Genomic DNA, 22679 nt, shown 5'->3' with positions numbered 1-22679 from the left:
ATGAAAAAAGTTCTATTCATCATTTTTATTTTTTTCATTTCGTGTAAAACGAATCAAAATGTAGTCGTAACGGGAAATACTCTAGAAATAATTTCGGATGATTTTGGTCCTTTTACAGTACATACAGAAAAATTAATTTTCAAAAGTGGTACCGATGAACTGATTGAAAATTATACCTCAGAAATTTTAGCCATTAGTAAAATCATCAAAAAGATTTCTGATGAATATACTGTTGAAATTTCTGGTCATACGGATTCGGTTGGAGACAAAGATTTAAACTTCGCATTATCACAAAAAAGAGCGGAGAAAATTAAAAAACTTTTAATTCAGCAAGGTTGTGAAGCTTCAAAATTGGTTGCCAAAGGTTACGGAGAAACTAGACCTTTAGCATCAAACAAAACTAAAAATGGAAGACAACAGAATCGAAGAATTGAAATTATAGTTATTGAAAACTAATATATAATGTGTGATACTGAATCAAGTTCAGCATGACGTTTTTTAAATACTGTTTTGAGAAAATATAAAATTAAAAAAAGAGCGTTTATCGGCGCTCTTTTTTCGTGTTACTTACAAATAGAAGGTGGCTAAAACACTCAACTGTTCTATGTTTCCTTTGAGTTTGTTATTGTCAACTGTGAGTTTACTTAAAACGTTGGAAAATCCATATTCGTATTGCAAAGAGATTTTAAACGATTGAAATCCTGCCGAAACTCCAATAACGCCCATCAAATTGAATTGCGATGTTTGGCGTGCTTCTTTTGCGGTAAATGTGTCGTATCCTTGTAAAATAAAGTCTTCAAACTCGCTATCAATTTCAAATTTATCTGAAAGTTGTAAGGCTGGACCAAATTCTACACTCAAATGTTTCTCGATGATTTTATAACTTCCCAACACTCCTACTTTGGCAGCCAACAGGTTAAAGGGAATTTCCACATTTTCAGAGAGCAACGTTTGCCTTCCCATAACATTGAATTCGTGAAAATTAAGATGTAAAAAATAGATCATGTCAAAATGTCGAGCAACCGTTCCGCGCGTGGATAAACCTGCTTGAAAACCCGTTGATTTTGTAGTGACTAAATCGTTGGTACGAATGTCAAATTGATGAATTCCGGCGGATATTCCTAAGCGATTATAGTTGTCATAGCGACCTTGAGCGAACGAATTTGTAACAAAAAGTAGTGTAATTGCTACTAATGTAAAGTACGTAGGTTTTTGCATTTGGGGAAACTTAAAATTTTAAAGTTCGCAAATGTATCTTTTTTTACGCAAAAACGATTATTTTTATATACTAACATTTTAAACATTACAGATTATGCCAATAAGCCCATACTATGTTGTTGCAGGAGTACTTGCCATTATTATCCTATTAGGAACCTTTTTTATTGTAAAACAACAAACCGCTGCTATTATTGAGCGTTTTGGTCGTTTTCAAAGCATTCGTCAGTCAGGATTACAGTTAAAAATTCCGCTGATGGATAGAATTGCAGGAAAATTAAGTTTAAAAATTCAGCAATTAGACGTTATTATTGAAACCAAAACTTTAGACGACGTTTTTGTGCGTTTAAAAGTTTCTGTTCAATACAAAGTGATTAGAGACAAAGTGTACGACGCTTTTTATAAGTTGGATTATCCGCACGATCAAATTACCTCGTATGTTTTTGACGTTGTACGTGCCGAAGTGCCAAAAATGAAATTGGATGATGTCTTTGTAAAGAAAGATGACATTGCCATTGCCGTAAAAGCAGAATTGAACGATGCCATGATGGAATACGGATATGACATCATTAAAACCTTAGTTACCGATATTGATCCGGATGCGCAAGTAAAAGCTGCCATGAACCGAATTAATGCGGCTGATAGAGAAAAAACAGCAGCGCAGTACGAAGGTGATGCACAACGTATTTTAATCGTTGAAAAAGCAAAAGCAGAAGCAGAAAGCAAGCGTTTGCAAGGACAAGGTATTGCCGATCAGCGTCGTGAAATTGCGCGCGGTTTGGAAGAATCTGTTGAAGTATTGAACAAAGTAGGTATCAATTCGCAGGAAGCTTCTGCCTTAATCGTAGTAACACAGCATTACGATACGCTACAAGCTATTGGACAGGAAACCAACAGTAATTTGATTTTACTACCAAACTCACCACAAGCAGGAAGCAATATGTTAAACGATATGGTGGCTAGTTTTACGGCAAGTAATCAAATTGGTGAAGCGATGAAAAAGACAAAAAATAACAAAAAAGATGAGCTATAATTCGTAGTACTTTTCAAAAACCCGAAATTGAACGTTTCGGGTTTTTTTTTATGTGTATCTTTAACCTTAACAAACAACGTATTATTATGAAAAAAATCACGTTCCTCCTATTTGTATTTTGTGCTACACAGGTTTTTTCACAGGATATGAAAGCACTCAAAGCAACGGCTATGAGAGACGCACAAGCGGCTTGTAATGCAACTTTGAAACAAGATTTTAAAACCTTACTTACGTATACACATCCCAATATTTTGAATGCGGCTGGTGGAGCGGAAGTCATGGAAAAATATTTAGAATCTACTTTTAAACAAATGAATGACGAAGGTTTTGTATATGAAATTGCCGAAACAAAATCAGTATCTGATGTGGTAAAAGAACAAGGCGAACATCGTTGTTATGTAGAAAACTACAATGTCATGAAAATGAAAGACAAGCGCATTGTTTCTACGAGTTATATGCTAGGCTTTTATAATGAAACTGCTAAAAGATGGACGTTTGTAGAAGCGAAAGAAATGAAAGATTCAGGCGCTATTATTGCATATTTTCCAGATTTTAAAACTGCTATGAAAATTCCGGAGAATACAATGGAAATGAAAGATATTAAGGAGTAAAAGTTTGTTTGAAGGCGTCATTCTGAGCTTGATTCAGCATCTCATAACAATTGAAAATTCATTTAATAAGATCCGTTCAACTTACAACTTTAAATATGCCCGATGGGCTTTTCAAAGTTGAGTTTCACTGACGTTCATCAAAAACTTGTATACGTTCGTCAAACGAATTGCATAGTGTTCGTTTAATGTGCTTATTTTGAAGTATTAAAAAACAATCATCATGAAACGAACACTCCTTTATTTTTGCATTATTTTCCTTTCGGTGTTTTCGCAAGAAAAAGCCGTCAACGCGATTGATACAAGCAACATGTCTGCCGAAATCGCCAAAGTGATTGGCGAAAATGCAGCACTTTTTCCGAATAATACACAGCTTTCTATTGCGCTGATTGATGGCGAAACCACCAAGTATATCGGAATTATTCGCCAAAACGATTCCCTTCAACATATAGATAATAAAGACGCTATTTTTGAAATTGGCTCTAATACGAAAGTGTTTACCTCGCTCCTACTTTCGCATCAAATTCATGCAGGAAACCTTCAACTGAATGACAAATTGGTTAATGTGTTACCGTTTTCAATGGAAAATTCCCCTGAAAAGGCAACAGAAATTACGCTACAAATGCTTTCCAATCATACTTCAGGTTTGCCAAGATTGCCACAAAATATCTTTCCACTGTTGGAAAAAAACATGGCGAATCCGTATAAAGACTACACCGTTGAAATGTTGCACGAATATTTAAAAAGTGAATTTACACTCGACAATGAACCTGGAAAAGTGAGTGCCTATTCCAATTTAGGTGCTGGATTGTTAGGATATGTTCTCACAGAAAAAACTAAGAAAACCTATGAAGATTTGCTGCAAGAAACGATTTTAAAACCTTTAGGAATGAGTCACACTACAACGCTTTTATCAAAAATAGATGCTTCACAGTTGGTAAAAGGGTTGCAACCTGACGGCACCGAAACGTCTAATTGGGATTTTACAGACGCCTTGGTTGGTGCTGGTGGAATGAAATCGAATGTAGTTGATATGGAGAAATTTATCCGTAAAAACTTTGAAGATGATACAATTTATAATGTGCCGCAACAAGCTACGATTGATATTAATAAAATGGTTCAAATGGGTTTGGGCTGGCATATTGTAACCAAAGAAGGAAAAACCGTGTTGTTTCACAATGGTGGCACTGGCGGCTATTTATCGTGTATGATTGTTGATAAGAAAAACAAAAAGGCCGCTTTGCTCCTGTCCAATGTTTCAGCCTTTAGTCCGCAAGGTCCAAATATTGATAATTTATGTTTTACTTTGATATCGCTTTTGTAGTCAGACGCTGAATCAAGTTCAGCATGACGTTTTATGGTATTTCAATATAAAATCATGTCCAAAACAAAACTGTACATACTAGTCTTAGCGCATCTTCTTTTTTGGGTGTTGAATTATGTGTACATCACCACAGGAAATTTAACTTGGATGGGCTTTGATAATGATTCTGGCTCATTAGCAATTGTATATAATTACGGCATGTTTTTTAATGCGTTTTTGTGCTATATTCAAGTTTTTTGGCTCGTTCCTGCGTTTTTTATCAAACATAAAAAGGTGAAATTTTGGACTTATTCGTTGCTATTTTTGGTAGGCATCACTTTCGTGGAAAGTTACTTAGATACGCGAGTTGCCATTCACTATAATTTGCTCGATTCTGCTGTTTCTTTACCTCTTGTCATTTTTTCGGTGTTTGTTCAAAATGCATTTTTTCACGTTTTGTATTCCGTTTTCGGGTTTTTGTATCGCTTTTTGTTTGAATATCGCAAGTCAGAACGCGCCAAACAAGAGTTATTGAAAGAGACACATCAAACGGAATTAAAATATTTAAAAGCACAGTTAAATCCACACTTTTTGTTCAACGGCATTAACAGTGTGTATCATTTGATTGGCAATAATAATGCGTTGGCAAAAGATACTTTGTTACAGTTTTCAGGCTTGTTGCGCTATCAATTGTATGAAAGTAGTGAAGCGTTGATTGATTTGGAAAAAGAACTCGATTATGTATCGCAATACATTCGCTTGGAAAGCATCCGGAAAGGTGATGATATTTCAGTAACATATACGATTGATTTTGAAAATACTTCATTGAAAATTGCGCCATTATTGCTCACACCTTTTATTGAAAATGCTTTCAAACATATCAGTCATCATGATGAAGCCAAAAAAAATACGATTGTGATTACTATTGAAGAAGCGCAACAAAAAGTACAGTTGTCCGTACAAAATTCTACCGATCAAACGCTACAACAACAAAGTTTTGGCGGTGTTGGTTTGCAAAATGTACACCGACGATTGGCGCTTTTATATCCAGAAAAACATGACTTGAAAATTACTGACGAAAAGGATTTTTATAACGTTGATTTAATAATTGATCTTTCATGAACATACTAAACTGCATATTAATTGACGATGAACCGTTAGCACGAAAAGGCTTGCAAGCCTATTGCGATGCTATTTCTTTTTTGAATGTAGTTGGTGTGTGTAAAAATGCGCTTCAAGCGAATGAAATTTTACATCAACAAAGTGTAGATTTAATTTTTTTGGACATTAATATGCCGATAGTTTCCGGATTGGATTGGCTGAAAAGTTTAGCTTCTTCCCCACCCGTCATTATGACAACGGCGTATCCGCAATATGCATTGGAGAGTTTTTCGTATGAAGTAATTGATTATTTGGTGAAACCTATTTCGTTTGAACGTTTTTTGCAAGCCGTAAATAAAGTCTATCGTTTGACCAAAACAACCGAAGACGAACAGGTGTTTTTTGTAAAAAGTGACAAATCGCTCAAAAAAATTCACCTCAACGAAATTTTATTTGTGGAAGCGATGCAGAATTATGTCAAAATTGTGACTACTGATGAAACGATCGTTACACATTCAACCTTAAAACAATTGCGAGACCATTTGCCTGATTCTATTTTTGTACAAACACATAAATCGTATTTGATTTCTAAAACACATGTTTCAGAAATTACAGGAAATCAAATTGTAATCGGCGATCATACCATTCCGATCAGCGTTCGACTGAAGAAGGAAGTTTTACAGCAAATTTTGGATGCTTAGAGAAGATTTACGCAAAGTCAGTCTCAACTTCCCTATTTATCATTTTAAAGTGGTTTTTAGCGTGGTTTTTCACCAAACAAACAAAGTGGTTTTAAATGTGTTTTTAGCTTGTAAAAACGCTTCTGAAAAGGTTGTTTTTTATAAAATTTCTATATAGTTATTTAAAAATAGATAAGGAAAATCTATCTTCTGTGTTATCACAAAAAAAATCCCGAGAATATGAATTCTCAGGACTTCTTGTATACATGGTTGGATGGGTGATGCGTTTCTAGTTTACAATCAATTTTTTCGTTACTACTTGATCGCCCACTTTGATTTTTACAAAGTACAATCCAGTATCAAATCCAGACACATCTAATTTTTGTTGTGCGCTGGCACTAAAACGTGTTTCATTAATTTTGGTGATTGTTTGTCCAATGCTGTTGAGCAATTCAATTTCATACGTATTTCCAATCGTAGTATTGATGGCAATATCTACATTGTTTGTTGCAGGGTTTGGATACATTGTAATTGCTTTCTCCAATGTGTTTTCTCCTAAAGATAAGGTAGTTTCAACTCTGATATCATCAATAAAAGTACTGTTACTAAAATCGTTGATATTTACAAATCGTAAGAGAATATTGTTTCCAACATACGGAGTTAAGTCTACAATTTCTTCTCTCCAGTGTGAAGCATCTGTTGGTTCCCAAAGGTTTGTTGTGTTTGGAACCGTGGCTAAATTGCCGCCATCTTTAAAGTACACTTCTGTAAAAGATACGCCACAATCTGTAGAAACTTCCACACGTAAACCATCACTAAAACCAGGACCGTATTGTGCTTTTGAAATATTGAATAGTAACGTTGCGTCTGGATTAACTATTGTATTGAAATACTCTGTTGTAAACGTATCCAGCGCACCTCCTGCATTGTTATAATTATATCCATCAATGAAAAAGGCGTTGGAAGGGTTTCCGTCTGCTCCAACAATATTTTGACTAATTTGCCAAGTCGTTTGCGAATCTGGATTTGTAATTGTCCAATCTTGTGGCAATGCTGTAGAAGCGTTCAAGTCTTCTAAGAAATCAATGGTCGTTCCAGAAACAAGTGCTCTGAAGTCTAGCGTTTGCTCGTCATTAATGAGGAATTGATCTCCTGTCAAGGAAGTCCACACACGAAGCGTTGTATCTCCATTTGCGGTCACTGTAGCAGGTGTGGTAAAGTTATACACTGTATTTGCTCCAGAAGCCAACGTATTTGTAAAGGTTTCTTGCACTACAGTTCCCGAACCTATTTGATACGATACTGTAAAGTTTGATTGTGCATCCGTTCCATCATTTTGTAAAGCTGCCGAAATAATAATTGGCGCTGTATTACAAAGTATGTTAAAATCATCTTCTATGTTATTGATAGTCGTCACCGCTAAATCTTGCGCTAATGGACAATTGAATAATCCTCCACCATTCACATTTATAGCATTCGTTCGTAACGATTCCCAGCCGTTTCCGCCTTTAGCGCTCACTGCTACCCAAACTGGATCTAAAGGATTTGGTACAGGAACTGTCATGCTAGTGGCTGTAGTATTGGCAGCTACTTCCATATACTTTTCTCCTAAGAGGTAAATATCGTATGAACTTGCACCTGAAACTGCGTTCCAAGATAGAGTAACACCGTCGGGACATATTTGAGAAATAGCAACTCCTGTTGCTTGTGGCGCCACAGAGAAAGCTACTGGTGATTGACTACTAAAGCTACCGTTTGTAACACGAATCATACATTCTCCTGAAGTTAAATTACTCGGAATAGACCATGTAAAGTTTCTGGCTGAAGAAGCTAAACTCACAATGCTTGACCAACTAGCTCCATTGTCTCCAGAAAATTCAAGTACTGTGGTAGAGTTTGCCAAATTATTAAAATCCCAGTGAATTACAGTCGAAGCACCTGAGGTTAACTTTTCTCCTCCTATTGGATACGTAAGTGTAATTCCGTCTGTAATGATTTCATATACTACGTGATATTTTTGTGGTCCAAAAGGAACATTTAATCCATTAACGTTAATAGTATACGTTCCTGCTGTTGGATTGGTAATCGCTACTTGTTCCATATTATTCAAACGATCCGTTCCTGGTGCCGCTGGAAAGTTTAAGAAAGATGCAATTGGTGAGGAATCTAAAATCCAAGGTTGGTATGTAGTACTGTTAGGATCTGTCACTAATAAATCTAGGTCATTTACCAAAGCTGATGTTGCGCCTGCTGCTGCTGGAACATCGTCCCAGTATACCATAAAACGAACTTCTCTTGTATTTGCTGGTACTGTAATGGAGTGATTGTTACTGTTTCCTTGCGTTACCGTTGCATCTAAGTAACGTCCATCTTCAATTAACATTGCTGCTCTTAATGCATTTACCATTCCCCAACCAAATCTGTAGTCAGGTCCTGTATTTCCGTAATCGTTCGCTGTATTTAACATCGCTGCTTTGATCAATCCAGAATCGGGTAAATTTCCGCCGTTTAACAATGCATATGCTTCGTATAGTTGCGCTGCTACACCTGCAATTCCTGGTGCTGCTCCAGAAGTTCCTCCAAATGTTTGGTATCCGTTGTTTCCTGTCGTAGAAACTTGTTCTTGTCCATGTGCTGCAATATCTGGTTTGATACGTCCGTCATATGCTGGTCCACGACTACTTGAATTTGCTAAGCTTCCATTGAAGAACGTGTTTGCTACGGCAATTCCATTTTTTCCTTGTTTCGCGCCTCCTGTAATATTTCCCCAGCCTGCGCCTGCTCCATAACCGCAGTTAGAACCTCCAGAATTTCCAGCTGAAAATACATGCAATGCAGATGGAATGGTACTTATTTGCGTGTCTACTGTTCTTGCTGCAGATGTATAGCCACCATTACAAGTGGTTCCGTATGAGTTGTTTGAAATTTGTACTGTTCCATCATTAAATAAATCCACCGTAGGACCATCTAAAAAGGAAACTGCAATTGTCGTCACATATACATCACTTCCTGCTGCCATTCCTCTAAAACTAGGGTTTAAGTTTCCGGCTCCTGTCATAATTCCAGACACACCGTCACCATGTGTTCCAGTGTTTGCTGTGGTTACCGTGTTCAATCTTCCTTGAAAATCGATATGTGGCCCAACAACTCCGTCATCACGCACTAATAAACCTACGCCTTCTCCGGTATAGTTTCTACCAGTTGGTGTTTGCGAATCTAAGTTTGAAGATCTGTGTATGCTTCTACCTCTAACGTCTTCTAAGATTGCTGGTGGTGGAATTAATTCAATCCACTTTACAAAAGGTTTTGATACTACCGCATCCACTTGACTTGTAGGAATTGCTACTTGAAGATAGTTACTACTGCTGTAATCTTCTTTAATAATTACAGCGTTGATGTTGGAAAGCGTTCTTTTTATATAGCTTTTGTCAATAAAATCGTGATATTCTAACATAACTACCATGCTGTTTCCTTCCATCGCATGATCGTCAATGTTGTTTAATTTTATTTGTGATGATTTTTTGACATTGTTATCTACGGGAATAACAGAAATGATTCCTGCTTCTTGCAGATACGATACTTCCGTATTTTCAGGAACGTGTACTAAGTATGTTTTATCCGGATAGTATTCAATAAGTCTTAGATTTCTTTGTGCAAAATCATTTTGTATTGCTTGTACGGGTGTTTCACTGAAACGAACCCAAGCAAAATATCCACCATCAAGTTTGGCAGATTCTGGCATTGAATTCCAGGTAAATGTTGAAATATTGTTTGGCATTGTAATCACTTCATCTTGAAAATACACAGTATTCTGTGCAGTTAAAAAGGTAGTGTTTAATAAAAGTAATGCCACTAACAAGGGAATGAAAGAGCCTGCAAAGCGCTTCGCTAGAGTAATTTTTTTCATGACAATTTTAATTAAGTTTTTGTTAGGGTCTAAATGCATTTTCATAATCATTAACGTTGATTTAATGATGGCTTTTTTTATTAAAAATATATTTAGCTCGCTAATATAATGATTAGTTAGCAAAAAATTGTTAAGATTTATAACGATATCGTAGCTTTATGTAGGTCTTTTTTAGGTTTTTAGCACTGTTATTTTCTAGTGATTTGCTATTATTTTCTCTGAATATTTAGCTGTTTTTGATTTTTCAATGGCTTTCTTTTTCCATCAAATTCAAAATAACTCTTGATTTTACTGATTTTTCGTGTGCGAAGTATATATTCCAAAAGGAATAGAAAAGCACGCTAAAAAGTGTCGCTTTTTGAATATCACATTCCAAAGATTTTTTGTGATTATTTTTAAAAGAGAAATAGGAGAGATGTGCTATTTTTAGTAGCTATTCGTCGTTATTTTTACTAAAAAAGACCGTACTTTTTTATGTACAGTCTTTTATAGGTAATATATCTCGTTTGTTTTGTTACAGTTGCTGTGCTTCCGTTACTAACAATTCATTTTTGTCTTGCAATGCTTTTTCAATGAATTCATCAATAGTCGCGTTGCGTTCTTGACCATTTTTCAGTAAAACACCTAACGTTAGCATCGCAGCAATACGTGTTCCTGCTTTTTTAGCTGCCGTTGCAAATAACGGTTCTAAGTCTTCATAGGCAACATTTTGTGCTAGGGTTTGAATCTTCTCTTTGGCAATTTGCTGCTTTTCTTCTGGAAGATTGGTATATTTTTTACCTAATTGTTTGATTTCTTCAATTGGTGGGCGTTGGTGCTGATTTTTTTGTGCTTTTGGTTGATTTTGTTGCGGTTTGCTTCTACCTTGCTCAGCAACCTTTTTTTGTTTCGCCCACGTATCACGCAAACCAACCGTTTTATTGAAAATGAGCTTTTCAGCCGTCGTATCTTCATCTACAGAAAAATATCCCAAACGTTGAAATTGAAAACGATCACCTATGGTTGCTTCTTTTAAATAGGGTTCTACAAAGGCATTCACAATATGTAATGAATTCGGATTGACAAATTCCATAAAGTCTTTGTCTTTGTGACTATCAGGCGCTTCATCCGAGAATAAACGATCGTATACACGCACCTCAGCTTGCATTGCATGTGCAATAGAAACCCAATGAAGCGTTCCTTTTACTTTGCGAACACTTGCTTCTGTTCCGCTTCCGCTTAAACTGTCTACGTCATACGTACAGTGAATTTCTGTGATGTTTCCATCCGCATCTTTCACTACATTTTCTCCTTTGATGATGTACGCATTTTTGAGTCGCACTTCTTTTCCAAGTGTCAATCTAAAGAATTTGCTACTTGCTTCTTCTTTAAAATCTTCGCGTTCAATGTATAATTCTCTTGAAAAAGGCACTTTATGACTTCCCGCAGCAGCGTCTTCTGGATTGTTTTCAGCTTCTAACCATGCTACTTTTCCTTCTGGATAGTTTGTAATGACAAGTTTGACAGGATTTAAGACCGCCATCACACGATTGGCAGTTTTGTTTAGATCTTCGCGAATGCAAAATTCCAATAGTGAAACATCAATGACATTTTCACGTTTGGCAACACCAACTGTTTCTACAAATTTTTTGATTGCTGCTGGCGTGTAACCTCTTCTGCGCAACCCAGAAATGGTTGGCATGCGCGGATCGTCCCAACCAGAAACAATGTTTTCTTCTACCAATTTGAGCAATTTACGCTTACTCATAATGGTATAACTTAGGTTTAAACGTGCAAATTCGCGTTGTTTTGGTTGCAATGGATATTCGTCTTTGCTATAATCGTACACATGCTCTTTGAACCAGTTGTAGAGCTTTCTGTGTGGTTTAAACTCTAAGGAACATAACGAGTGTGAAATTTGCTCAATGTAATCACTTTCTCCGTGTGTCCAATCGTACATTGGGTATATACACCAATCGTCGCCAGTTCTGTGATGATGTGCATATAATATTCTGTACATCAACGGATCACGCATGAGCATGTTTGGATCTTCCATGTCAATTTTGGCACGTAATACGTGTGTTCCTGCTTCAAATTCGCCATTTTTCATGCGTTGAAACAAGTCTAAGTTTTCTGCTACACTTCGGTCTCTGTACGGACTGTTGGTTCCTACTTCCGTAGGCGTTCCTTTTTGTTCCGCCATAGCTTCCGACGATTGCGAATCTACATAGGCTTTTCCGTCTTTAATGAGTTCTATTGCCCAATCGTATAATTGTTGAAAGTAATCTGAAGAGTAACATTCGTTTGCCCATTGGTAACCCAACCAAGCAATATCGCGCTTGATGGCGTCTACATATTCTTGTTCTTCTTTGGCAGGATTGGTATCGTCGAAACGAAGATTTACTGGTGCATTGTATTTTTCGCCCAAACCAAAACTGATACCAATCGCTTTGGTATGTCCAATGTGTAAGTACCCATTTGGTTCTGGAGGAAATCGAAAACGCAAGGTATTTTTTGACATTCCATTTGCCAAATCTTCTTCGATGATATGCTCAATAAAATTGAGTGATTTTGCTTCTTCAGACATTCTTTTTTGTTCAAATACGTATTAAAATAGAGCGACAAAATTAAGCAATTCAAGCGAATATCTAAGAAAAAACCTTTTGGGATATTTTACTGAAAAGTATTCTGATCAAAAAGAGAAATAATTTGTTTGCTTGTAACGATACTAATCAATCTTACACTAACTTGATATAAAACTTAATATTCATCTCAACAAAAATTTATGCAACATCCTAACTACAAATGTCCAAAATGTAATAACAGAACCTATACTGTGGGACAATTACGAGCTACTGGCGGAACTTTTTCTAAAATATTTGATATACAGAATCAGAAATACACTTCTGTAACCTGTGATCGTTGTTCGTACACTGAGTTTTATAAAACAAAAACAAGTGCTATTAGCAATGTGTTTGATTTCTTTACAAATTAACATTTTTAACTTTGTAAAGGAATATGTGCTAATTCTTTAACAATCAGTAAATGAATTTGGTTGTTTTTTTGCTTAAATTTTAATAATACTGTATTCATTATGAAGCTATTATAATGAATACATAATGCGTGCATTTGGCTTTTTGAAGTTTTCGTCAAAATCAGTTTGTTCATGTATTTTTTAGATACAATTTACAAGATAAACCGTAATTTTTTTTAGCAGGTTTGTAAGTTGATATTTTGACATTTATGCAGTATTTTAGCGGTATCAAGAAGCATTATTTATGGGAATTATTCGTGTTACCAACATTAAGGCGTATGCCTTTCATGGATGTTTGGAAGAAGAAAGCAAAATAGGAAGTGATTATAGAGTAGATGTGGCTGTAAAAGCAGATTTACAAGTTTCTGCAAAAAGTGATCAATTGGAAGATACCGTTGATTACGTGCATATTAATAGAATTGTAAAGGAAGAAATGACGATTCCTTCTAAGCTTTTAGAACATGTTGCCAAACGTATTTTGAATCGTATTTTTGAAGAAATTGCTATTGCAAATGAAGCAACTGTGGAGGTTTCAAAAATAAATCCGCCAATTGGTGGTAATGTTCAAATGGTTACGATTGAAATGACTTCTACACGCTCATAAAACTATTATTTAATCCTCGTTTTTTGTTGCATAGAATGTAAATTTAGTTAAATTTGCATTCAAATATGGCGTCGTGGCCGAGTGGCTAGGCAGAGGTCTGCAAAACCTTGTACAGCGGTTCGAATCCGCTCGACGCCTCCAAAAAAAGAAACCTTCTGATAATCAGGAGGTTTTTTTATATTGTTACTTTTTTAGTTTCTTACGTAATTCTGGCGTAACCGCCTTTCATAATCATAATGATTCCAAAAACAATGATAATGATGCTCACCCATTTTTTTGCTTTGAAGATAAAACGTGGTGTCATTTTACTTTTTAGTTTTTTTGCCAACATAATTTTTGAAATGTCCATCACCAATAACGTGATCAAAATGGTACTAATAAAGATGAACAAACCGTATTTGGTATCGCCTGTAATTTTGCTTGCGGTTGCGATGGCAACAATCCAGCCCGCTAGTACACCAAAGTTGATAAAGTTTAGAAAGAATCCTTTGATGAACAGTCCAAAAAGATTTTTGCGCGTGTCTACACTGTAGTGTTCTCGCACTATTTTTCGAAACGATTTGGAAGTTTTTATATAGGAAATGACTCCGTATGCACAGAGAATCAATCCGCCAAAAATGATTAGATTGGGATCGTCTTTTATCTTTTCTATAAGACCTGAGGTACTATAATATGCAAAAAAAATGAAGACAATATCGGCAAAGATAGCGCCCAAATCGAATACCAATGCACTGCGAAAGCCTTTGGTAATGCTTATTTCTAATAGTAAAAAAAATATAGGTCCAATAGCTACAAAGGATAAGAATAATCCATATAAAACTGCGTATTGTAATCCGTCAACCATAAAACAAAAGTAGTAAAAGAGATGCAATTACTGCTTTTTATATACCATTTCTGGTGTTATTTTTTTGACTTTTCTTCCCTTTTGTTTCTTTTTGGCAATTTTTTCTAAACCGTTTTTGATTTTTTTGTCTGCTTCTTTTGTTTTATCCTCATATATTTTTTCAGATTCATCTACAAGTTCGTGTGTATTCAAATCAATAAGTTCTTTCTTTTTGAATATTCTGAAAATGCGTTTCATTTGTCTTTTATCGGAATAATCGACCGTATTAAATTTTACGGCTGCTTTGACAAAACCAAAGCTAGCTTTTACTTCCAATAGATATATGGCATCTGCTTTTAATTCAGCTTCTACATAATCTACATTTTCAGATCGTGCCCAAAAGATATGTTTTCCTGGATCGCACTCGTATCTGAATACTTTTCTTCCATTGAATTTTCCAAGGTATGTTTCTCCATCAAAGTATTTGAAATTGATGATCGATCCTGCCGAACTAGTTCTTACGAGATAAATAACCGCTTTTCCTTGTGCTGGCGGTGTTATTTTTTCTTCTTGAGCCGTGAGTATTGACGAAAATCCTAAACACAGCAGCAGTGCAAAAAATGTATGTAATTTTTTCATAGTATCAGTTTTAATTTAGTGTACAATTTATATCAATTCATGTATAAAATAAAATGACTGGTCATTTTATTTTTCTACGTATTCTGTAGTATTGGTTTAATAAATAATTGTGCACGTTTTGATTCGTTTCGTAGTTAAAGCAGAAATCAAATTAATCCAATAGATTCATTGTATAAGATACCGCTCTACAGCGGTATTAGTTCAACCAACATCATTGAATGCGCGTTGCTTTTCAATGATGGGTTTCACTAAAAAAACGTCTAAATGGCAGTTTAGACGTTTTCAAAATTGATTGATGAATATATAATATGTGTGTTATTTTACTTTTATTTTTCCACCGAAAACTTTATTTTTTTTGACGGTTTCTGGATCACCGTGAATTTCAATGTATCCACCAGCTCTTACTCTAGCATCTGCAAGTACAGAGGCAGAAACATACGCTTCGCCACCAGCACTCACTTTGACTTTGGTTTGTTCTGTTAGTAATTTTTTACCTTCGTAAATTCCACCTGTGTTTAGTACAATTTCTTGGTGTTTTACTTTTCCAGATGTTTCTATGATACCGCCTGTAACTGCTCTTGAATCTAAATTATCTACTTCTAAATTGGCAATGATTCTGCCGCCTTCTTGCGCTTTTAATTTCAAATAGGGTTGTGTCATGGTTTCGTTTGCTACAATGATAGCACCTTCATTGGCGTCGATGATGTCTACATCTTTGTAATATACTTCTACAAACGTTTGCGATCCGTCAAAAATACGATCAAATTTCATGCGTATTTTTAGTTTTCCGCGTTTGTTTACAATTTCAACATCTTCGGTATCGGCACCCGTAATGACTACTTTACTTTCTTCTGATTTGATTAAGTTGATTTCTATCAAATCAAATACTTTTACTTCGTCAAAATCGCCTACTTGTTTTTCAATGGGCGTTTGCGCTGTAACTGCGTATGCGAGTACACAAAAAATACATGTGAATATATGTTTCATAACCTTTGGTTTTAGTGTTTGTTTGTAAAGAGTATTTAAAAAACATATTGTTACAGTTTTTATTTAATTTTTTTAAAAAGATGTATTTTTTATAAGAAATTTCTTTGATTTAACTTCGTTTAAATGACTGCTATTTACGGTTTTACCGTAATTTTTATCTGTTTACATTTAGTAGTTTTACAATGAAAACTTCAAAACTATAATTATGAAAAAAAAGAACTTAAAATCGCTAAAATTAAACAAACAAAAGGTTTCTGAATTGAATCACGATGAGGTTACAGGTGGAACAGGAAGTTTTTATTCCTTTATTCCAGGCCTTTATTGCGGTGCTGGACCTACTACAAGTTTTGGTCCATTAGCTTGCGAAGTTGCTTGTTTATGTTTGGATGAAGAGTATTAGTATTCCTAAAGTTTGAATATGTTGAAGCTCGGTTTTTAGGAATCGAGCTTTTTTTATTTCAGTTTCACCGCAGTTCCAGTAATGCTAACCATAACTGCTCCTCCAGCACTGATTTCCATATCTACATGAATCCCAACAACGCCATCAGCATTGAGTTTTGAAGCGTTGTCTTGTAATTTTTGAAATGTTTTTTCTTTCACTTCTTCGATCGCTTCTTCTACTTGTGCATAGTATTTTTTCATGTTGAACATGTCTTTGAACGACATGCCTTTGTAAGAGTAGTTTACACTATATGTCATGCCAGAAACTAAGCCTAAGTATTCGATGATTTCTCGGTTTTGAAAATTGTCTGTAGTAGTAAAGATCATATGGATTTTAGATTTATGATTGTTTGATACGTTAGTATTTCTTTTTGAAATATGTTACAGTATAAAAAAGTTCATTTCGAGTGCCTCAATGAACTAATATATTTTCAAATTACAAAATTATACCAAATCTACTGTAAAATGCAATTCATACTTATTTTACAGTAGATTTGGTATTAGTACATTATTTTAAGCTTCTACCTCAACACGTTTTCCGATAAGGTCGAAATCTAAATGACGCTTGACTAAATCGGTGTTTTTGACTTTTACCACAACTTCATCACCGAGTTGATACATATTTTTGGTGATTTCACCAACCAAGGCATATTGCTTTTCATCAAAAGTGTAATAATCATCCTTGATTTCACGAATGCGAACCATACCTTCACATTTATTGGCAATGATTTCTACGTAAATTCCCCATTCCGTCACACCTGAAATTACGCCTAAGAATTCTTCGTCTTTGTGGTCTTGCATAAACTTGATTTGCATATACTTCACAGAATCACGTTCCGCACTGGCAGCCAAACCTTCCATGTTGGACGAATGTTCACATTTTTCTTCATATTCTTCTGCATTTGCCGATTTTCCGCCATCTAAATAGTATTGCAATAAACGATGCACCATCACATCAGGATACCGACGAATTGGCGAGGTAAAGTGCGAATAGTAATCGAACGCCAACCCGTAATGCCCAATGTTTTTGGTGGTATATTTTGCTTTACTCATGCTTCGAATTGCAAGTGTATCTACCATATTTTGTTCGCCTTTTCCTTTGACATCTTCCAAGAGTTGATTTAAGGAATTGGTTGTCGTTTTTCTCGATTTTAGATTCAATGCATAGCCAAATCGTGAAATGATCGTTTGCAGATTTGCCAGTTTTTCTACATCAGGTTCATCGTGAATACGATAGATGAATGTTTTTTCCGGTTCTTGTTTTCCAATGAATGCCGCCACACTTCTGTTGGCTAACAACATGAATTCTTCAATGAGTTTGTTGGCATCTTTTTGCGTTTTGAAATACACACCTTCTGGATTGTTATCTTCATCTAAGTTGAAACGAACTTCTACTTTGTCAAACGAAATAGCACCTTGTCGCATGCGTTTTCCACGCATGATTTTGGCAAGTTCGTCTAGTTTTAAAGTTGCTTCTACAATTTCAGGAGATACTTTGTACGCTTCTCCCGTAAGGGAAATATCCGCAGGAATTTCGTTGCCTTTGGTTTCAATGATGACTTGTGCTTCTTCGTACGCAAATCGTTTGTCAGAATACGTAACTGTACGTCCAAACCATTGATTTTTTACTTCCGCTTTGTTAGTGAGTTCAAAGACGGCAGAAAAGGTATATTTTTCTTCATTTGGTCGTAAGGAACATGCGCCATTGGAGAGTATTTCTGGTAACATTGGTACTACACGATCTACTAAATACACCGAAGTTGCACGTTCGTATGCTTCATCATCCAACACAGTTCCTGGTTGTACGTAGTGTGAAACATCAGCAATGTGAATTCCGATTTCGTAGTTTCCATTTTCTAATATTTGAAACGATAACGCATCATCAAAATCTTTCGCATTTTTAGGGTCAATCGTAAATGTCAACACTTTACGCATGTCGCGACGTTTTTTGATTTCATCGGTTTGTATAGAAGTGTCTAGTTTGTTTGCAGAGCGTTCTACATGTTCTGGAAATTCGTACGGCAATCCGTATTCAGCTAGAATCGAGTGAATTTCTGTATTGTGTTCGCCAGGTTTTCCAAGTACTTGTTTTACAATCCCGAAAGGAGAATCGGCGCGTGCTGGCCAGTCTTCAATTTCAACAATGACTTTGTCGCCATCTGCTGCATTGTTTATTTTATTTTTTGGAACAAAGATGTCTGTATACATTTTTTGATTGGAAACCACCACAAACGCAAAGTTTTTTTGCATTTGCAACACACCAACAAATTCGGTTTTGGCACGTTTTACAATGTTGGTAATTTCACCTTCAGGACGATTGTTTCGTCTGCGTTTGTACACATAAACTTCTACCTCATCACCATCGAGTGCTCGATTTATTTTGTGATTTGGAACAAAAATATCTTCTTCAAATTCATCGCAAATTACATAACCTTGTCCGCGCGAAGTCATGTCTATGATTCCGGTATAGTATTCTGTAGAACCAACAACACGGTATTTTCCACGATCAATTTCCTCAATTTTTTGTTTTGCTTTGAGTTTGTTGAGTGTTTTTATGATTTGATTTCTTCCGCTGGTATCTGTTATATTCAGCATAGCAGCTATTTGTTTGTAATTATATACTTTGTTGGAAGATTTTTTAAATATTTGAAGGATCGCATCCGTAAGATTTGGAATTTTATGCGATTTCTTTTTTTTCTTTCTTGTCATTATATCATTCTGTTTTACACGATTTCGTGTATGTTTTCGGTATGTGTTATTATTATTATTTGATTCTTTAAAAAAGCATACCGAAACTACTTTTTTATTCTTTTACTCGATCATCGAGATTTTCTTTTTTCAAAGGTTGCTGTACGCAATTTACTTTGTGTTACTTTTTCATGAAAAGTACAAATTTATTATGTCAGGAAAATTATGTTTCTAGGAAATTAACAGTTTCATTATAAAACATAAAAATAGGAGAGAAGCAGTAATAATTCTGTTGCAAAGATATAAATATTTTACAATTCGTATTTTGCAACACATTAAATTGATGTTATGTATGCGTAAAAATATATGGTTTTTGATTGTGAATCCGACTTCGGGAAGCTTCTCCCGGAAGCGAAAATGGACACAAATTACCGCAGCTTTTGAAGCGAACAATCTTCCGTATACATTTGAATTCACTACAAAACCTCAGCACGAATATGAGCTTGTGCTAAAAGCCTTAGCAGCTGGCTATCGAAAGTTTGTCAGCGTTGGTGGCGATGGAACCTTGCATCATATTGTCAATGGTTTGATGCAGCAACAAAAGGTTTCACGTACAGAAATAAAACTCGCCGTGATTCCGTTAGGTACTGGAAATGATTGGGTAAAAACACATCAAATTTCGAAGAATATTGCCAAAGCAGTCCAAATTATTAAAGAAGAACATACTATTTTTCAAGATATTGGAAAGCTGTCATTGCTGAGTGAAGCAACAACGGTGTATTTTAATAATGTTGCTGGATTGGGTTTTGATGGATATGTGGTGAAACGCAATGAAAAGTTGAAATTTTTAGGCGCCATTTCTTTTTTGGTATCTACCGTTTTGGGATTGATTCGTTATAAATCTTCTAAATTTTCAATTAGAAGTAAAGAGAAAGAAATCACCAGTACATCCTTGTTGACGATTGTTGGAATTTGTCAATATTCTGGTGGTGGCATGCAATTAACAAAAGATGTAGATCCTGTAGATGGACTGTTTGATGTGTCTGTAGCAAAAAATTTTACATTGTGGAATTTGTTAAAAAATGTGCTTGGTTTGTTTAACGGTGCTATTGTGAATCATTCTGAAGTAGAAACGTTTAAAACTTCTTCCGTTCGTATTGATACTTTTCAAGAAAATGTATACGTTCAAGCAGATGGAGAATTGCTTGGAATGGGCGGATTTACTGCGGAAGTTTTACCGAATGTATTGCCGTTTGTTGTTTCGAAACTAACGAAATTTTGAAACTATTATTAGCCATTTTAAACGTACATTGGTACTTTTTTCTTCAAAAAAATATTGAAATTAGTATTTAAAAGTTAAACAAAAAGTCGATTTTTGTATTGAAAAGTTAAAAAAATCTTAAAAAAACTGTAACATTTTTGTTTTTGTTTCGTCTATAGAACAAGTATCAAACCGATTTTGATGTAAAAAGTCATGAAAAGAGTATATAAAGTCATCTTACTATTTGTTACCATCTTCGTTACCGGAGTGCTCTCGTTTGGTAGTTATATTAATTCTTCTTTGAAAACTAAAAACGACTTTCGTGATGATATTAGAGCTGTAGAAGTTCCGCAAGATTCTATAAAAAATGCAGCGATTGATGCGTATTATTTGAACTAGTTTTCTTATTTTTAAATGATTACAATTTTATTTTTTTAATTTATGACTCATTTTGTAACGGTCGCTACGTTTACATATCATTATGAATATGCTATTTTGCGTATTGTGTTAGATCATAAAGGCATTAACTATGTATTTGAAAATGATATGATGTTGAGTGTATTTCCTTTCTATTCGAACGCAATTGGTGGTATTTCGTTGAAAGTCCATAAAAACGATGTTGCCCTTACCAAACAAATTTTAGACGATTTTTACGGCAAGCAATCGCATTTGAGGATTGTGTAGATTGGATTCAAGAATATAGAATCAAGATGTTAGATTTTTTCTAGACTTTCTTTTTTACTTCATAATTACAAAGCTTTTTTATTCCGCTCGTATTTTTTCTTTCTGAGAAGTTTCACTCGAAGTAGCAATTTTGATCGTTTTAACAATGAAGTTTTAGCTAGCATATAATTTTTCTTCTTTTTTTCCCGCGAAAGCGATCACTTCCAAACACACAAAATTTTAAAATAACAGACACAATTTAAGTTTTAAAAAGAGAAATTCAATTTAAATGTTATGAACATATATAATAGTAATATTTCTTTCTTTTATAAATTTAAAAAAAATAATGATGGTTATTATAGCGTGTGAATAGGTAGCAAAACTTTTAAGGCTTTTTGTTGCAATTGTTTGTTATTGAATTTGATCAACAGTTTATGAAAAGGCTAACTTGTTTATTTTAAGAATTATTAGCTAGGTTATCAACAGCTATTAACAACCGTTATACACAGGGTATTTTTGATAAAAGTTCGTTGAAAAATTGTTAACAATCAAGAGAACGGTTTTTGAAAAGTTTTCTAAAAAGAAGTGCTAAATAAGTTGTGAAGCTTTAAAATTTGTTTGTATTGTAAAATATTTTGAAGCCACAAAATTTTCTTCTCAGTTTCTCACCACTAGATATCAACAATTCATGTTAACTTATAATCCTCTCAAAATTAACGAATTGTAAAATTAAATTAACACTGACTTTTTTCGGTTGTTCAAAAGTCGATTCATACCTTTGTTTTCAACAAACACAACACGAAAAAACATGAAAACTATTGCCATCGGAAACGATCATGCTGGAACCGATTATAAAAACGCTATTGTAGCGCATTTGGAAGCAAAAGGCTACGCGATTCAAAACTACGGAACCAACGCTGATGCTAGTGTCGATTATCCTGATTTTATACATCCAGTTGCTACGGATGTGGAAACCGAAAAAGTTCCGTTTGGAATTATCATCTGTGGAAGCGGAAACGGCGCTGCTATGACGGCAAACAAGCACCAAAAGGTACGTGCGGCACTTTGTTGGACCAAAGAGATTGTAGCACTTGCCAGGCAACACAACGACGCCAATATTTTGAGTATTCCTGCGCGTTTTACTTCATTACAACAAGCAATTGCCATGGTTGATACGTTTTTAGACACTGAATTTGAAGGTGGAAGACATTTGCGTAGAGTGGAGAAAATTGCGTGTAGTTAATTTATATATTGATCTCCAAAATTTATGTTAACCATAACTGTAAAACCGTTCGATGCCTTTACTATTGACGAATTGTATGATGTACTACAACTCCGAAGCGAAGTTTTTGTAGTGGAACAAGATTGTGTATATCAAGATATTGACGGAAAGGATAGAAAAGCGCTGCACGTAATTGGCAAAGATTCCGATGGAAAAATTGTAGCTTACACGCGCTTGTTCAATGCAGGCGATTATTTTGAAAAAGCAAGTATCGGTAGAGTAGTGGTCTCTGAAAAAGCACGTGCATTTGGATATGGACACGAAATCATCAAAGCTTCTATTGAAGGTATTAAAGAACACTATCATACAGAAGCCATCAAAATTTCTGCACAAACGTATCTGCGAAAGTTTTACAATTCACATGGCTTTACACAAATAGGAGAGGAATACTTAGAAGATGGTATTCCTCATATTTCTATGATCCGATAGTT

The 22679-nt window shown here is 35.1% G+C and carries 22 protein-coding genes and 1 tRNA gene; 15 read left to right on the top strand and 8 right to left on the bottom strand.

Features of this window, described 5'->3' with window-relative positions; genetic code table 11:
- Positions 1-456 carry an OmpA family protein gene (locus KORDIASMS9_RS05470; protein WP_114901873.1) on the top strand — a complete coding sequence of 152 codons (456 nt, stop codon included), beginning with the start codon at positions 1-3 and terminating at the stop codon, positions 454-456.
- Between the two features lie 111 nt (positions 457-567).
- Here the strand turns inward: KORDIASMS9_RS05470 and KORDIASMS9_RS05465 are convergent, their stop codons facing one another.
- Positions 568-1218, bottom strand: a complete 651-nt coding sequence (locus KORDIASMS9_RS05465; protein WP_114901872.1) for an outer membrane beta-barrel protein — start codon at positions 1216-1218, stop codon at positions 568-570.
- 94 nt (positions 1219-1312) lie between these two features.
- Between KORDIASMS9_RS05465 and KORDIASMS9_RS05460 the strand changes: the two genes are divergently transcribed.
- The 5 genes from KORDIASMS9_RS05460 to KORDIASMS9_RS05440 all read left to right on the top strand — a co-directional run bounded on the left by KORDIASMS9_RS05460 (position 1313) and on the right by KORDIASMS9_RS05440 (position 5961).
- On the top strand, positions 1313-2248 hold the full coding sequence (locus KORDIASMS9_RS05460) for an SPFH domain-containing protein (RefSeq protein ID WP_114901871.1): 936 nt from the start codon (positions 1313-1315) through the stop codon (positions 2246-2248).
- Between the two features lie 86 nt (positions 2249-2334).
- Complete coding sequence (locus KORDIASMS9_RS05455; protein ID WP_114901870.1) at positions 2335-2859, top strand: hypothetical protein; 525 nt, start codon at positions 2335-2337, stop codon at positions 2857-2859.
- A 220-nt stretch (positions 2860-3079) separates the two neighbouring features.
- The gene (locus KORDIASMS9_RS05450) at positions 3080-4180 is read left to right on the top strand and encodes a serine hydrolase (protein WP_114901869.1); all 1101 of its coding nucleotides are present in this window, start codon (positions 3080-3082) and stop codon (positions 4178-4180) included.
- Between the two features lie 54 nt (positions 4181-4234).
- Positions 4235-5281: a sensor histidine kinase gene (locus KORDIASMS9_RS05445; protein WP_162819771.1), complete on the top strand. Its 1047-nt coding sequence runs from the start codon at positions 4235-4237 to the stop codon at positions 5279-5281.
- The gene (locus tag KORDIASMS9_RS05440; RefSeq protein WP_114901867.1) at positions 5278-5961 is read left to right on the top strand and encodes a LytTR family DNA-binding domain-containing protein; all 684 of its coding nucleotides are present in this window, start codon (positions 5278-5280) and stop codon (positions 5959-5961) included. Before KORDIASMS9_RS05445 ends, KORDIASMS9_RS05440 begins: the two co-directional genes overlap by 4 nt.
- Before the next feature lie 268 nt (positions 5962-6229).
- On the opposite strand, the gene KORDIASMS9_RS05435 is transcribed toward KORDIASMS9_RS05440, so the two are convergent.
- Together KORDIASMS9_RS05435 and KORDIASMS9_RS05430 are read right to left on the bottom strand one after the other, a co-directional pair.
- The gene (locus KORDIASMS9_RS05435; protein ID WP_114905156.1) at positions 6230-9847 is read right to left on the bottom strand and encodes a S8 family serine peptidase; all 3618 of its coding nucleotides are present in this window, start codon (positions 9845-9847) and stop codon (positions 6230-6232) included.
- A 514-nt stretch (positions 9848-10361) separates the two neighbouring features.
- The gene (locus KORDIASMS9_RS05430) at positions 10362-12413 is read right to left on the bottom strand and encodes a glutamine--tRNA ligase/YqeY domain fusion protein (protein ID WP_114901866.1); all 2052 of its coding nucleotides are present in this window, start codon (positions 12411-12413) and stop codon (positions 10362-10364) included.
- 198 nt (positions 12414-12611) lie between these two features.
- Between KORDIASMS9_RS05430 and KORDIASMS9_RS05425 the strand changes: the two genes are divergently transcribed.
- From KORDIASMS9_RS05425 to KORDIASMS9_RS05415, 3 genes are all read left to right on the top strand, one after another.
- The gene (locus tag KORDIASMS9_RS05425; protein ID WP_114901865.1) at positions 12612-12821 is read left to right on the top strand and encodes a zinc ribbon domain-containing protein; all 210 of its coding nucleotides are present in this window, start codon (positions 12612-12614) and stop codon (positions 12819-12821) included.
- A gap of 283 nt (positions 12822-13104) precedes the next feature.
- The gene (gene folB, locus KORDIASMS9_RS05420; protein WP_114901864.1) at positions 13105-13464 is read left to right on the top strand and encodes a dihydroneopterin aldolase; all 360 of its coding nucleotides are present in this window, start codon (positions 13105-13107) and stop codon (positions 13462-13464) included.
- Between the two features lie 67 nt (positions 13465-13531).
- Positions 13532-13605 (top strand) — tRNA-Cys (locus KORDIASMS9_RS05415).
- Between the two features lie 58 nt (positions 13606-13663).
- Here the strand turns inward: KORDIASMS9_RS05415 and KORDIASMS9_RS05410 are convergent.
- The 3 genes from KORDIASMS9_RS05410 to KORDIASMS9_RS05400 form a co-directional block, all read right to left on the bottom strand.
- Positions 13664-14308 (bottom strand): LysE family translocator, encoded by a 645-nt coding sequence (locus tag KORDIASMS9_RS05410; RefSeq protein ID WP_114901863.1) that lies wholly within the window; start codon positions 14306-14308, stop codon positions 13664-13666.
- 27 nt (positions 14309-14335) lie between these two features.
- Positions 14336-14926: a hypothetical protein gene (locus KORDIASMS9_RS05405; RefSeq protein WP_114901862.1), complete on the bottom strand. Its 591-nt coding sequence runs from the start codon at positions 14924-14926 to the stop codon at positions 14336-14338.
- Between the two features lie 315 nt (positions 14927-15241).
- A complete protein-coding gene (locus tag KORDIASMS9_RS05400) occupies positions 15242-15913 on the bottom strand; it encodes a head GIN domain-containing protein (RefSeq protein ID WP_114901861.1) in 672 nt (223 codons plus the stop codon).
- Positions 15914-16118: 205 nt separating this feature from the next.
- Here KORDIASMS9_RS05400 and KORDIASMS9_RS05395 point away from each other — a divergent pair, with 205 nt between their 5' ends.
- Complete coding sequence (locus KORDIASMS9_RS05395; RefSeq protein WP_114901860.1) at positions 16119-16313, top strand: hypothetical protein; 195 nt, start codon at positions 16119-16121, stop codon at positions 16311-16313.
- Positions 16314-16366: 53 nt separating this feature from the next.
- Here KORDIASMS9_RS05395 and KORDIASMS9_RS05390 read toward each other — a convergent pair whose 3' ends face one another.
- Both KORDIASMS9_RS05390 and rnr read right to left on the bottom strand, forming a co-directional pair.
- Positions 16367-16681 carry a YbjQ family protein gene (locus KORDIASMS9_RS05390; RefSeq protein ID WP_114901859.1) on the bottom strand — a complete coding sequence of 105 codons (315 nt, stop codon included), beginning with the start codon at positions 16679-16681 and terminating at the stop codon, positions 16367-16369.
- Positions 16682-16867: 186 nt separating this feature from the next.
- Positions 16868-19063, bottom strand: coding sequence for a ribonuclease R (gene rnr / locus KORDIASMS9_RS05385; RefSeq protein ID WP_114901858.1), 2196 nt, complete (start codon positions 19061-19063; stop codon positions 16868-16870).
- A 331-nt stretch (positions 19064-19394) separates the two neighbouring features.
- On the opposite strand from rnr, the gene KORDIASMS9_RS05380 reads away from it, so the two are divergent.
- The 5 genes from KORDIASMS9_RS05380 to KORDIASMS9_RS05360 all read left to right on the top strand — a co-directional run bounded on the left by KORDIASMS9_RS05380 (position 19395) and on the right by KORDIASMS9_RS05360 (position 22677).
- The gene (locus KORDIASMS9_RS05380; RefSeq protein ID WP_162819770.1) at positions 19395-20324 is read left to right on the top strand and encodes a diacylglycerol kinase family protein; all 930 of its coding nucleotides are present in this window, start codon (positions 19395-19397) and stop codon (positions 20322-20324) included.
- Positions 20325-20516: 192 nt separating this feature from the next.
- Positions 20517-20702: a hypothetical protein gene (locus KORDIASMS9_RS05375; protein WP_114901856.1), complete on the top strand. Its 186-nt coding sequence runs from the start codon at positions 20517-20519 to the stop codon at positions 20700-20702.
- Between the two features lie 42 nt (positions 20703-20744).
- Entirely contained in the window at positions 20745-20987 is a 243-nt protein-coding gene (locus tag KORDIASMS9_RS05370; protein WP_114901855.1) for a DUF2007 domain-containing protein, read from the top strand.
- Between the two features lie 787 nt (positions 20988-21774).
- Positions 21775-22209, top strand: coding sequence for a ribose 5-phosphate isomerase B (gene rpiB / locus KORDIASMS9_RS05365; protein WP_114905155.1), 435 nt, complete (start codon positions 21775-21777; stop codon positions 22207-22209).
- Between the two features lie 24 nt (positions 22210-22233).
- A complete protein-coding gene (locus tag KORDIASMS9_RS05360) occupies positions 22234-22677 on the top strand; it encodes a GNAT family N-acetyltransferase (protein WP_114901854.1) in 444 nt (147 codons plus the stop codon).
- The last annotated feature ends 2 nt before the right edge of the window (positions 22678-22679 follow it).

It is taken from the genome of Kordia sp. SMS9 (assembly GCF_003352465.1).
Lineage (GTDB): Bacteria > Bacteroidota > Bacteroidia > Flavobacteriales > Flavobacteriaceae > Kordia.
This window is presented reverse-complemented; position numbering and strand designations above follow the sequence as displayed.